Genomic DNA, 12,507 nt, shown 5'->3' with positions numbered 1-12,507 from the left:
AGTTGGTCTTATCTGTGTAAGTGATATCTCACAAGCTCTGTAAGAATCGTTACGGGTTGTATGAGCGGAGGTATCGGACATAGTTCCGGGCCGTTCATCCCGTTTTCGACGAAATTTAACAAAATGAAAAATGATGGCACTGGTTCCATATTGATAGCACTTCAGGTTTTACCCTTTAGTTATAGGGTGTTCATCAGAGAGGATAGTTAAGTGCCACTATGGATAAATAAATTAGGTGCCACTATGAAAAAAAGTCACATCTGTCGAGTGAATTTAAGTTCATGGATATTTTAAGACGTATTTTTGGCGTCAAATATTTGGCTGTTCGGGGTGAAGTGTGAAAGGGGTCACACGCAGGTGAGCTCCCCGTTCAGGCCGGGGAGCGTCAAAAAGGCGGGGGGTTATTCGGGGGCGTGGTCGCGCAAAAAGACCAGCGAATCCGGTTTGGATTGCTCGGCGCTGTAGTAGTAACCCTGAGCATCGAACTGCTTGAGCTGTTCAGGGGTGTTGATGCGTTCCTTGATCACGAAACGGCTCATCATGCCGCGGGCTTTTTTGGCATAAAAGCTGATGATTTTGTGCTGCCCGTTTTTCAGGTCCTTGAATTCGGTGTTGATGATGCGCGCGTTCAGGGCTGATTTCTTGACCGCCGAAAAGTACTCGTTGGACGCCAGATTGAGCAGCACATCATCGCCCTGGGCGGCCAGTGCTTCGTTGAGCCACTCGCTGATGCGCGTGCCCCAGAAGGCGTACAGGTCTTTGCCCCGCGGGTTGGCCAGTTTGGTGCCCATCTCCAGGCGATACGGCATCATCAGGTCCAGCGGGCGCAGCAGCCCGTATAGCCCTGAAAGCATGCGCAGATGGGTTTGCGCGTAATCAAAATCCGCCTCGCTGAAATCCACGGCATTGAGGCCGGTGTACACATCGCCCTTGAATGCCAGCAACGCTTGTTTGGCGTTTTCAGGGGTGAAAGCAGGTGTCCAGCTGCCGAAGCGCGCGGCATTCAGGCCGGACAGCTTGTCGGACAGGTGCATCAGCTCGCCAATCTGCTGCGGGCTCAGTTCGCGCAGTTGGCCGATCAACGCCTGTGAATGATCCAGGTAGTGCGGCTGGGTAAAGCGCTGGGTGGCCGGCGGCGTCTCATAGTCGAGGGTTTTAGCGGGTGAAATCACCATCAGCATGGGGTCGTCTCCTGTAAGCGTCGGGGGATTCTAGGGGGTTGGGCGGTTTGACTCCACCTATGACGCCGATAGAACGCACAGGCCGCTGATGAAAGGGGGGGGAATCTGGCAGGGTCTGCATGCGAGGACAGCGACGGAGTATCAAAAGGCATTTGGTGGGCAGCAGGTTATAGTGCGCACAGTTTTTACAGGGAGATTGATTCGTGCGTATTGCTCTTTTCTTGTCGGCCTGGCTGGTGTGCCTGAGCACGGTGGCGGCGCCCAATGAGCCCGCAACGCTGGATCGCAGCACGTGGCCAGAGCCGTTAATCAGCCCGGCCCTGTTCGATGTGGCCTCGCGGGCAGAAATCCTCACCTTCGCCCATGCCCTGTTAACCAGTGAAGCGCTGGACGAAGCTGCGCTCAGTCAGCGTCTGGGGTTGAGGATCATCAACATGGATGCGATTGATACGGTCCGTCAGCGCCTGTGGCAACGGCTGTTGGCCAACTACAACCTTGCCCAGCAGAGCTGCGATCAGGACGCATCGTTCTGTTATTACGTCGACGGGATGGACAGCCTGCGCGAGCAAGCGGGCAAGTTCGAGATCGCTGAAGACTCGTTCTACGTGAACTGGGCCGAGCCGAGTGCCACGTTTCATCGTCACTACCTGGACGAGCTGTTACGGCTCGCCGCGCTGTTCCCGCAGACCGGCAGTGAGATCGCTCTCTACGGTGAGCATGAGTTCAATGGCGAGGCGATGAATGACCGGCTGTTCATGTTGTCCTTCGACAGCGGCCCCACCCAACTGCCCGGCACCACGGACTGGCTCACCGACTACCTGCGCAAACAATCCCTGAGCGCGACGTTTTTTGTCTTGGGCAACAGCGTGCAGGCGCGATTGAACAAACAGTCCGAGCAGCAGCTGCAGGCGCTCTACAAAGGGCAGTGCGTTGGCGTTCAGGGGTGGGAGTACCGTTCGCACAGCCATTGGAACGATTGGCAAGATTCAATCCTGCGCAGCACAGCGTTGGTCAAGCGAGCCATTCCCGACAGTTACGTGCCTTTATTCCGCCCGCCCTATGGGCATCGCCGTGAAGACAGCGGGCCTTTTTTTCAATCCCAGGGGCTGCGTGTGGCGCTGTGGGGTATCGATTCGCAGGACATGGCGTCCAGTTTGAGTGCCGAGCAATCGGCGCAGCGGGTGCTCAGCCTGATGTTGCTCTGGCGTCACGGGGTGATTGCCTTCCATGACACTCAAAACAAAGTGCGTACCGCGTTGCCCTGGCTGATGAAAGCCACGGCCCAGAGCGGTATTGGTTGGGAAGAGTGTGCGGCCTTCGGCCAATAGCAGAGGCCAGGGAACGCCCGCCGGTCAAGGCGGGCAGTGAACTCACAAAAGGCGCAATGCCACGTCGCTGCCAACGCGCAGGTATTCGACTTGAGCCACGAGGGCGTCTTTGACAATGGCCTCGCCGGTGTCTGTCAATTTGGCTTTTTTGGCGTCGATGACCGACAGCTGCAGCAATTGCATGGCCACATCCATCGCTTTTTGAAAGGCGGTGATGTTGTTGTGCAGGCCAAATTCGCGGATAACCGCATCCATACGCTCATCGGCATTGTCACGAAGTTGTTGGAATTCGGTGATAGACGCGCTGCCGTCCTTGTAAATATCCAGCAGCATCTGTTCCAGGGTTTTGGAAATAGGGGTCATACAACGTCCTTTGGCTTTAGCAGTAAGTGGGCGCCGGTCTGAATCAGCCCGTGCGCAACGAAGCTTAGTGCTGCCAAAAAGAAGGGCGGGTAGGCGTCCTCGCTGCTGTGTGTAAGAGCAGTCCGGCCGTTTGGGGGGAGGATTCGAATCAGGCGTTGTGGTGCCCGAAACAGGTGAATGTGGGGCCTGAAATGAGCCAGTGCTGTTTCAGGTAATTACTAAGCCTAGTAGCGGTTTGGCATTGTGCCAAGGGCTATTCGTCTTTCTGAAAAAAATAGTGCCCGGCCGCGAAAAAGACTTTTTCTTGTCACACTTTTTGGAGTATTACGAAGACAGACCGCCGAAACCTGCCACACAGGTGGCGTCTTTCAGGACACCACGGGGCAGGTGATCAGGCCGTCATATCGAGGCGCAGCACTGTTGAGGTATTGCGTCGAATGGCTCCCACAAAGGTGACCGAGTATGGATGATCACGGACGTACGCCTTCCTCCAACCAGCCAATCCTTTATGTACTCGATACCAATGTTCTGATTCACGATCCCAACGCCCTGCTCAACTTCGAGGAACACCACGTCGCGATCCCGATGACGGTGCTCGAAGAGCTCGACAAACTCAAAACCGGCAAATTACTGGTGGCAGCGGAATGCCGTCAGGCCATCCGTTTGATTGATCAGGTGCTGGGTGTGGCTTCGCCCGAAGACGTTGAAAAGGGCGTGCCCATCGAGCGCGGCAAAAGCGGCCCCAAAGGCTTTCTGTCGATCCTGATGAACAAGCGCAGAGAACCCAATGCGCTGCTGCCTGAAACCCTTAACGACAACATCATCATCAACCAGTTGATTGATTTGCACGCCCGCTCGCCCGAGATTCAGGTGGTGCTGGTAACCAAAGACATCAACATGCGCCTCAAGGCCCGGGCCTGCGGGATTGAGTCCGAGGATTACAGCACCGATCAGTTGGTGGACGACGTGTCGATGCTGTCACGCGGCTATCACACCATGACCGGTTCGTTCTGGGACCGCGTCAGCAAGGTGGAAACCCGTCAGGGGCATGGCAGCACGTGGCATCAGGTGCAACTGATCGAAAACCTGCCCTCGGTACACATCAACGAATTCATCATCGACGAACAGGGCTTCGTGGGCTGGATCAAGGAGGTGCGCAAGGACCACCTGCTGATTCTCGACATGCACCAGGAACCTTTGCTTCATCAGGAAGCCTGGGGCCTCAAGCCGCGTGACATTTACCAGGGGCTGGCGCTGTATGCCCTGCTTGATCCGGACATCCATCTGGTCAACCTCTCGGGCGCCGCGGGTTCGGGCAAAACCATCCTCGCGCTGGCCGCAGCCATTGAGCAAACCATGGTCAGCAAGCGTTACCGGCGCATCATTTGTACCCGCAGCGTGCAAGGGCTGGACCAGGAGATCGGCTTCTTGCCCGGCACCGAGGCCGAGAAAATGGAGCCGTGGCTGGGGGCGATCACCGACAACCTGGAAGCGCTGCACATGGACGATGAAAGCACCCACGGCAGCGTGGACTACATCCTGAGCAAGGTGCCGTTGCAGTTCAAATCCCTGAACTACATCCGGGGCCGCAGCTTCCAGCAAAGCCTGATCTTGATCGACGAATGTCAAAACCTGACCCCGCATCAGATGAAAACCATCATCACCCGTGCGGGCGCGGGGTCCAAAGTGGTGTGCCTGGGCAACCTGGCGCAGATTGATACGCCTTACCTGTCGGCCACCAGTTCGGGCCTGACTTACCTGACGGAGCGTTTCAAAGACTTCCCGAACGGTGTCCATATTGCCCTGCAAGGGGTGCCTCGTTCGATACTCGCCGAGTACGCCGAATCGCACCTGTAAACCTGTCATTTCACTCCAGATCCGGGCGGCCATGAGCCGCCCTTTTTTTTGGCAAAACGTGCCTTGAAACGCCGTGGCTGAAAAGGGCCAACTGCGCAAGAAGTTGCGCACTCATTTGTGGATAAACCTGTGAATACATTGCTACAGGCCATATGCCTATTGGTCTGTAGAGGAGTGCGCAAGAAGTTGCACAGTACTGCGCAACTTCTTGCGCACTTTTCCCCTGTTTTTGGCCCCAAAAACACCCTCTCAAAAACCCGATTTCGCTATGTGTTTGCTTTAAAAGGAATTCCTAAAAGCTGGCACGAACCTTGATTAATCGATTCAGCGCTTGAGCGATTGTGTGGTCTCTCAAGTGCCTGTTTTCAGCAAGGAGAACCTCCATGGCGGAGCCGAATTACATGCCCCTCACGGGTCCCCGACAGGGGCTAATTATTGCCGCTGCGAACACTGCATTTGGGTGGGTACACCCTGTCGGGACGCGCGTGCAAACCGGGGCATGTTTCAAGGCGTCTGCCAACGCGCGTCGGCTGCTTTTCGGTGCCGAGGCCGGGTGTTCACCTGTGGTTGGTTGTGACCGACCTGCTGCCTGAAGGCAACCCTCGTTCATCACGGAGGTTGCCGTTCCTAACGTTGAGGTGTTCACCCGAGGAGTCATGGATGTTCAGTCCAGCCAACGAAACGCAATTTACGCTCACCATCCAGGGGCTTAAGCATGACCTGCGCGTGCTCAAGTTTCATGGACAGGAGACGATCAGTACCCCCTTTGCAATCACGGTCGAGCTTGTCAGCGAACGCTCCAATCTTGACCTTGAACGCGTGCTGCACCAGCAGGCATTTCTGGCGTTCAACCGCCATGGCAACGGGATTCACGGGCAGATTTATCGCATTGAACAAGGCGAGTCGGGCAAGCGCCTGACCCGCTACAGCCTGACGCTGGTGCCTCACCTGGCGTACCTGCGCCATCGCACCAACCAGCGGATCTTTCAACAGCGCACGGTGGCGCAGATCATTGCCTGCGTGCTTGAAGAACACGGCATTCAAAGCGATACCTATCAGTTCCAATTGAATGCCAGCTACCCGCCGCGAGCGTACTGCGTCCAGTACGACGAGTCAGACTTGCACTTCATTCAGCGGCTCTGCCACGAAGAAGGCATTCACTACCACTTCCAGCATGGCGAACAGTCCCATGTGCTGGTGTTTGGCGATGATCAGACCGTCTTCCCGCGACTGCGCCGCCCCACGGCCTACGTACAAGACAGTGGCATGGTGGCAGATGAGCCTGTTATTCGGCAGTTCAAGGTGCGGTTTGAAGCCCGCCCCAGCCGTGTCACGCGCCGCGATTACGATTTCGAAAAATCCGGTTTTGTGATCGAAGCCGACCACCGTCCCGAGGTGCAGACCCCACAGCCCGATCTGGAGGACTACGACTATCCCGGTCTGTTCGTGACGCAAGATCGCGGTAAGCCCCTGACCCGACGCACCCTTGAGCGGCACCGCGCCGACTACCTTCAGGCCGAGGGCAACAGCGATCAGCCGACGCTGGTCACGGGGCATTTTCTCTCCCTCACCGGGCACCCGCGCAAAGAATGGAACGACCTGTGGCTGCTCACTGAAATCCACCACCAGGGTTATCAGCCGCAAGTGCTGGAAGAGAGCACCTCCTGCGACCTCGAACCGGACACGGACGCGTTCGAGCAGGGCTACCGCAACACCTTCCTGGCCACGCCGTGGGATGTGTTTTACCGCCCCAAACAGGCTTACCCCAAACCCCGGGTGCTGGGCAGTCAGACCGCGTTAGTGACCGGGCCTGCGGGGGAAGAGATCTATTGCGACGCCTATGGGCGCATCAAGGTCAAGTTCCATTGGGACCGCGCAAGCCAGGGGGATGACACGTCCAGCTGTTGGCTGCGCGTGGCCTCCAGCTGGGCAGGCAGCAGCCACGGCAGCGTGACGATCCCGCGGGTCGGCATGGAAGTGCTGGTGACTTTTCTGGAAGGCGACCCCGACCAGCCTGTGGTCAGCGGCTGCCTGGCCAACAGCCGTCACCCGGTGCCTTATCCACTGCCGGCCAACAAGACCCGCACGGTATTGCGCAGCCGCAGCACCCCCCAGAGCACCGGGTTCAATGAATTGCACCTCGAAGACCGCGCGGGTCAGGAGCTGATCTACCTGCGCGCCCAGCGCGACATGCAACGCAAGGTCGAACACGACTGCCGCCTTGAGGTGGGCAACGAGCGGCATGAAACCATCACCGGCAACAACATCGTGGTGCTGGAAGCCGAGGACCATCGCACCGTGGCTGCGGACCGCAAGGTCGAGCTCAAGGCCAATGACTATCTGCACGTTGCCGTCAGCAGCCACACCCGCGTGGGGCAAGCGCTGGTGGCCGAAGCCGGGCAAGAAGTGCACATCAAGGCGGGCGCCAACCTGATTCTCGACGCGGGTGCGAGCCTCACCCTGAAAGCGGGCGGGGAACACATTGTCATTGGCGGCGGGGGGATATTCAGCAGCTCCCCGATTCAAATCGGCGGTGCTCCGGCCAGCGGCACGGCTGCCGCCCCGTTGCTGCCGGGGATGCTCGGGCTCATGGCCACGCCGTCCTTGCTTGAGCACGGCCAGGACCCGACCGCGCAGGCCTCGCCAGCCCCTCAAACGCCACTGCCCCCCAAGCCCGTCTGCAAGGACTGTTTACTCGCCGCGCAGGCCAAGGGCGAAGCGTTAGTGGCGCGTTGATATTCAGGTCACCAAAACAATAAGAGAAGGGAAGGAAAAGCCATGACCACGAACGCAAAAGAATGGCTGCATCACTTGATGGGCGAAGCCCGCAGTGCCGGAATCGATCATCTGGACCTGCTGCTTAACGGCGCCGTGCTGCCAGAGGCGCTGTTACCGCCGCTGCTGGCACTGAGCCCGGCGCCTGAGTGTCAGTGGCTGCTTGAGCACACCCCCGAACAGGCGCTGGCTCATCAGGGGCCGGTGTTACTGCGCATCGCCCTGGGGGATCAGGCGCACATTGCAGCGACAACGCACTTATTCACCGCCGTGCATGCGCAGTTTTGCGTGCTGGCCCTGATCAGCCGTTGGCCTTTCGACAAACTGGCCGTGCAATTGCGTGGCGCCACCCAGGCAACCTGGAACAAAGGCGCCAGCAGCGGCGTGCTGCGCTACTACGACACGCGCCTGTTCAGGCATTTTTGCGAGCAACTCGACCCTGAACAACTGGCGCCTTTCCATGGCCCGGTGTGCCGCTGGCACTGGATCGACCACGACGGTAAAAAGGCCTCGCTGTGCGGTCTGGACATCAACCCCCAGGACCACAGCGCATTGACCGGCCTGACCTTAAGCGCAGCGCAGGTCCAGCCGTTGCACGCCCTCAGCGCAGCCCTCCAGTGGCTCAAAAAAAATGACTGCACGCCTGCCCAACATGGGTTTACCAGCCATGAAGCGCTGATTCGATGCCTGACAGGCATCCACCTGAACCTCAGCCGCCAACAGTTGGAAAAACCGCAACACGAAGCCTTCATCGCCAGCGCACTGAGCGAATTCCCGCCCTTAAGCCTCACCCCCAAGAAGGCCGCCTTATGACCCGCGCAGCTTGGCTCATCGTCATCAGCGGCCTTGCACTGCAAGGCTGCACCCCGCCAAAACCCGTGCGTCTGGGCGCACCCATCGAGGGGTATAGCCATACCTCAGCGGCGATTAACCGGTTTTCTGTGAACAGGGGCGGCGGGCCGAACATCAGTCCTTACAGCGGCGGCGGCAAACAAAATTGCTGCGCGTCACTGCCGGTGAAATGGCACCCCGGGCTGACGGTGGTGGTTGAGTGGGAGAAGGATCCTGATCCGCATGCTTATGGACGTTGGCCGGAACGGATGTTTTCTGATGAGTGGCGCAAGCGTATGGACGAGCACGAAACGCATTACACCCGCCATCGAGCCGTTGTGCCTGTTGCACGGTATGAGGAGTTGGGGCTTGTCAATGTGCACTTCTTACCTTGCAACCAAGTAGCCGTTTCAGCCGGTGCGACTTATCCGGGTCGTCCTGATTATCCGTTTCACTTCCCTCAAAAAATGCAGGAGCCCGCCACATGTCCAGAGTCCTGATTCGAGTCTTGTGGCTGATGTTGATCAGCGGCCTTTCGCTGCAAGGCTGCACCCCGCCAAAGCCCGTGCGTCTGGGGACACCCATCGAAGGGTACAGCCATACCTCGGCGGCGATTCACCGGTTTTCTGTGAACGGTGCCGGTGGGCCGAATCTGGCGCCGTATGGCTACGGGGGTGGGCAAAATTGCTGCGCGTCACTGCCAGTTAAATGGCACCCCGGGCTGACGGTGGTGGTGGAGTGGGAGAAGGATCCTGATCCGCATGCTTACGTGAATTGGCCTCCTCTCGGAACTGACGGCTATCGGGCTGCTTATAAGTTGCATGCCGCCAAATACACCCGTCATCGAGCCGTTGTGCCTGTTGCACGGTACGAACGGTTGGGGGTTGTGAACGTGCACTTCTTACCGTGCAACCAAGTGGCAGTTACCGCGGGGCTCATGATGCCCGGAACGCCCAAATATCCTTATTACTTCCCACAAAAAATGCAGGAGCCCGCCACATGTCCAGAGTCCTGATTCGAGTCTTGTGGCTGATGTTGATCAGCGGCCTTTCGCTGCAAGGCTGCACCCCGCCAAAGCCCGTGCGTCTGGGTGCCCCCATCGAGGGATACAGCCATACCTCAGCGGCGATTAACCGGTTTTCTGTGAACAGGGGGGGCGGGCCAAACATTAGTCCTTATAGCGGCGGTGGCAAACAGAATTGCTGCGCGTCACTGCCGGTGAAGTGGCACCCCGGGCTGACGGTGGTGGTTGAGTGGGAGAAGGATCCTGATCCGCATGCTTATGGACGTTGGCCGGAACGGATGTTTTCTGATGAGTGGCGCAAGCGTATGGACGAGCACGAAACGCATTACACCCGTCATCGAGCCGTTGTGCCTGTTGCACGGTACGAACGGTTAGGGGTTGTGAACGTGCACTTCTTACCGTGCAACCAAGTGGCAGTTACCGCGGGGCTCATGATGCCCGGAACGCCCAAATACCCTTATCAATTCCCTCAAAAAATGCAGGAGCCTGCCACATGCCCACAACCATGAATTCATCTTCCCAAAAGCCGGCTCCGGAATTTATGAGCCCCACTCCTTATTTCAAGGAAGACGGGTTGCTGCCAAAAACGCCGGGCGATGTGTTGCGCAATTACCGAGAGCAACAAGCGGCCTTTCATGGGTTTGAGCAAGCCGCGATGAGTGCTGCTTGGGCTGCGGGACATGCGTACGCGGGCGCCCCGTGCATGAAAATTGTGACGATCAGCCTGTGTTTTGACGGTACGAACAACCATGAACCGTCTGACAGCGAGGCAAAGCCTTCCACCACAACTAACGTGGCGCGTCTTTACCACGCGAGTTTGGGGCGTAACGAAAATGAAGTGGTAAGACGTGAGGGTTTTTACGCCTATTACATGCCAGGCGTTGGCACCGAATTTAAGGAAATACGTGAATTTGAACCCAACAGTGACGGCCTGACAAAGGCGGTGGGCGGTGAGAACCGGATCAACTGGGGTATTACCCGAGTGATCGATGCCTTGAAAAGGGCTTCAGGCGAAACCTATCTGGATACAGATGACGCCTATGCCTTGGTGCAGAAAATGGGCACCAGCCTCACCGAAGACTTACTCGGCGTTTCGCTTTTCAAAAACAGCTATACCCGCCGCCAGGAAGTACTGGCAGCCCCACTGGCTGAACTTAAAAGCCAGATTGATGCGGCACACGCGTCTAAAACCATTCCTGAAATCAAGGCCGTGCGCCTGTTCGTGTATGGCTTTTCCCGTGGCGCAGCCCAGGCGCGGACGTTTGCCAACTGGCTGGAGGCCCTGACCAAGGTGGAGGTGGAGGGCCGCACGTGTTACCTGTTCGCTGGCCTACCGATCAAGATCGTGTTCATGGGCCTGTTCGATACCGTGGCGTCGGTGGGGTTACCGTATATGGTGCCCTTTGCCGCCGGGCACATGGGCTGGGCCGATGGCAGCCTGCGCCTGAGCGATGACGAGGCCTTCCTTGAGCATTGCGTGCATATGGTGGCGGCCCACGAGCAGCGCAGTTGCTTCCCGGTGGATTCCATTCGACGCAAAGCCAACCCGGACGACCCGATGTGTCCGTCCACTTACCGCGCCGGTACGGCGGAGTACATCTACCCCGGCATGCACTCGGATGTGGGCGGCGGTTACCCGCCCGGCGATCAGGGCAAGGCATCGAAGGGCATGTATGAGGTGGTGTCGCAGATTGCCCTGCAGCATATGTACAGCGAGGCATACAAGGTCGGGGCGCCATTGCAAGCCCCTGAACCAGCGTTGGAACCTGAATTGAAAACGCGCTGGCCATGGCTGGTTATGGATGGAACCACCCTTCGTGAGTTCGAGGTAGGCCCCACCGTCATCACCCGTTTCAACGCCTGGCTCAATGCCATGGACAACGGTCCGCTGGAGGAGGTGATGAGGCGCGAGGCGGGGTTGATCACCGGGTGGCGGATCAGCCGTTACGCCAAGGGCTGTGCCCCTCACACGCAGTCGTACAGCGATGTGATGAGGGATGGCGCGACCAAAGACATGAGCTCTGACGAGGTCAAGGCCTTCAAAGCGTTGCACGGCATGCAACTCAAGGCAGACGCGGCCGCGCTGGCGGGCGCGCCTGCTCCCGTTTTGACCGAGGTGCAGTTGGCTGAAAAAACAGCCCACGAAGCCATCAAAAAGAAGTACGAGGAACGTAGCAAGACCACGCCCGTGCAGAGGTTCAACACCAGCAAGGTGTACGAACCGTCCCTTGAATACCGGCAATTGCGCAACGCCATGGCCGATTTTCGACGTGACTACGTGCCGGAATGGAACCTGGACGCCAGCGAGTTTGTCGGCTTCGGAACGCTGTTAAACACGTTTCTCGGCGGGTTGGTCTACATGACCAATGAGCAGGATGAAGCGCAGCACTATGCCGACATGCGCAGGGATGGGGAGATCCGTTATGGGCAACTGTTCGGCCATGATGGCAAGGCGTTGAACGACAGTGTGTTGCCGATCATCCGCCTGTTCGATGAGCATGTGCATGACTCCCGCGCCTGGTTCATGAACGCGGAGTTGAATGAGCGCGAGTTGTTCAGTGATTACTTCCGTTATCGCAACATCTTTTTCGACACCGAGTCCAACAACGAACTGACGTTGCTGGTGACCACTGAGCGCGTGGTGGGCGTGGCGCTGGCGGTGGCCAGCGTCGGCCTGAGCGTCAAACGCCATGACCCGCGCTTTCTGGTGGGGCTGATGATCCCGACCCTTGGCACCCCGGTGTTTCGCGGCAAAGTGGGCTTCCCGAGCATCAGCGCGTTTGACACCGTCACGCGCCGCGCCCTGCCCATGGTTGAAGGGCTGACCTCAATCCGCGCCTTCAGCAAAGACACGGCCAGCGCCGTCAAAGCCGCCCAGGCCTTGCCGCTGGCGCCGCTGCTGAGCGAAGCCACAGCCACGACCGAAGACCTGATCGCCATCCTCAAAGGCGAACCCGCCGAAATCCCCGTCCCCAGCACCGATGAACTGGCTCGCACCGCCGCCCGCAAATCCCGCTGGCCAAGCCCTGTGGAAATCGACCCCATTGAGCAGGCGATTGCCGAACTGGTCGGCGGCCACGTCTACGGCAAACCCTACTTTTTGGACATCGATTCGATTGTGTAGCGCCGGTTGAGGGCCAGCCCTGGC

General features: G+C 58.2%; 10 protein-coding genes. 8 read left to right on the top strand and 2 right to left on the bottom strand.

Features of this window, described 5'->3' with window-relative positions; all coding sequences use genetic code 11:
• Positions 1 to 401: 401 nt before the first annotated feature.
• Positions 402 to 1,181, bottom strand: a complete 780-nt coding sequence (yaaA, locus tag BKD70_RS10065; RefSeq protein ID WP_047273443.1) for a peroxide stress protein YaaA — start codon at positions 1,179 to 1,181, stop codon at positions 402 to 404.
• Between the two features lie 203 nt (positions 1,182 to 1,384).
• Between yaaA and BKD70_RS10060 the strand changes: the two genes are divergently transcribed.
• The gene (locus tag BKD70_RS10060) at positions 1,385 to 2,509 is read left to right on the top strand and encodes a polysaccharide deacetylase family protein (protein ID WP_047273444.1); all 1,125 of its coding nucleotides are present in this window, start codon (positions 1,385 to 1,387) and stop codon (positions 2,507 to 2,509) included.
• A 42-nt stretch (positions 2,510 to 2,551) separates the two neighbouring features.
• Here BKD70_RS10060 and BKD70_RS10055 read toward each other — a convergent pair whose 3' ends face one another.
• Positions 2,552 to 2,872, bottom strand: a complete 321-nt coding sequence (locus tag BKD70_RS10055) for a hypothetical protein (RefSeq protein ID WP_047273445.1) — start codon at positions 2,870 to 2,872, stop codon at positions 2,552 to 2,554.
• 462 nt (positions 2,873 to 3,334) lie between these two features.
• On the opposite strand from BKD70_RS10055, the gene BKD70_RS10050 reads away from it, so the two are divergent.
• The 7 genes from BKD70_RS10050 (at position 3,335) to BKD70_RS10020 (ending at position 12,483) form a co-directional block, all read left to right on the top strand.
• On the top strand, positions 3,335 to 4,729 hold the full coding sequence (locus tag BKD70_RS10050) for a PhoH family protein (RefSeq protein ID WP_047273446.1): 1,395 nt from the start codon (positions 3,335 to 3,337) through the stop codon (positions 4,727 to 4,729).
• A gap of 660 nt (positions 4,730 to 5,389) precedes the next feature.
• A complete protein-coding gene (locus BKD70_RS10045) occupies positions 5,390 to 7,465 on the top strand; it encodes a type VI secretion system tip protein VgrG (RefSeq protein ID WP_047273447.1) in 2,076 nt (691 codons plus the stop codon).
• A gap of 42 nt (positions 7,466 to 7,507) precedes the next feature.
• Positions 7,508 to 8,317 (top strand): DUF4123 domain-containing protein, encoded by an 810-nt coding sequence (locus tag BKD70_RS10040; RefSeq protein ID WP_047273448.1) that lies wholly within the window; start codon positions 7,508 to 7,510, stop codon positions 8,315 to 8,317.
• Positions 8,314 to 8,835, top strand: coding sequence for a DUF3304 domain-containing protein (locus tag BKD70_RS10035; protein ID WP_047273449.1), 522 nt, complete (start codon positions 8,314 to 8,316; stop codon positions 8,833 to 8,835). Before BKD70_RS10040 ends, BKD70_RS10035 begins: the two co-directional genes overlap by 4 nt.
• Positions 8,820 to 9,350, top strand: a complete 531-nt coding sequence (locus BKD70_RS10030; protein ID WP_047273450.1) for a DUF3304 domain-containing protein — start codon at positions 8,820 to 8,822, stop codon at positions 9,348 to 9,350. Before BKD70_RS10035 ends, BKD70_RS10030 begins: the two co-directional genes overlap by 16 nt.
• Positions 9,335 to 9,868 (top strand): DUF3304 domain-containing protein, encoded by a 534-nt coding sequence (locus tag BKD70_RS10025; protein WP_070415364.1) that lies wholly within the window; start codon positions 9,335 to 9,337, stop codon positions 9,866 to 9,868. The genes BKD70_RS10030 and BKD70_RS10025 overlap by 16 nt, the downstream gene beginning before the upstream one ends.
• A 32-nt stretch (positions 9,869 to 9,900) precedes the next feature.
• Complete coding sequence (locus tag BKD70_RS10020; protein ID WP_240478032.1) at positions 9,901 to 12,483, top strand: DUF2235 domain-containing protein; 2,583 nt, start codon at positions 9,901 to 9,903, stop codon at positions 12,481 to 12,483.
• Positions 12,484 to 12,507: the final 24 nt, after the last annotated feature.

This window comes from Pseudomonas sp. BS-2016 (assembly GCF_001806145.1).
GTDB lineage: Bacteria > Pseudomonadota > Gammaproteobacteria > Pseudomonadales > Pseudomonadaceae > Aquipseudomonas > Aquipseudomonas lundensis.
The sequence above is the reverse complement of the archived record's forward strand: the minus strand, read 5'-3'. Positions and strand labels throughout refer to the sequence as shown.

Bases quoted from the DNA above. Each gene is read 5' to 3' on its own strand.
- BKD70_RS10020 (WP_240478032.1), top strand. From the start codon at position 9,901: ATGAGCCCCACTCCTTATTTCAAGGAAGACGGGTTGCTGCCAAAAACG.
- BKD70_RS10025 (WP_070415364.1), top strand. From the start codon at position 9,335: ATGTCCAGAGTCCTGATTCGAGTCTTGTGGCTGATGTTGATCAGCGGC.
- BKD70_RS10045 (WP_047273447.1), top strand. From the start codon at position 5,390: ATGTTCAGTCCAGCCAACGAAACGCAATTTACGCTCACCATCCAGGGG.
- BKD70_RS10040 (WP_047273448.1), top strand. From the start codon at position 7,508: ATGACCACGAACGCAAAAGAATGGCTGCATCACTTGATGGGCGAAGCC.
- BKD70_RS10030 (WP_047273450.1), top strand. From the start codon at position 8,820: ATGTCCAGAGTCCTGATTCGAGTCTTGTGGCTGATGTTGATCAGCGGC.
- yaaA (WP_047273443.1), bottom strand. From the start codon at position 1,181: ATGCTGATGGTGATTTCACCCGCTAAAACCCTCGACTATGAGACGCCG.
- BKD70_RS10035 (WP_047273449.1), top strand. From the start codon at position 8,314: ATGACCCGCGCAGCTTGGCTCATCGTCATCAGCGGCCTTGCACTGCAA.
- BKD70_RS10055 (WP_047273445.1), bottom strand. From the start codon at position 2,872: ATGACCCCTATTTCCAAAACCCTGGAACAGATGCTGCTGGATATTTAC.
- BKD70_RS10050 (WP_047273446.1), top strand. From the start codon at position 3,335: ATGGATGATCACGGACGTACGCCTTCCTCCAACCAGCCAATCCTTTAT.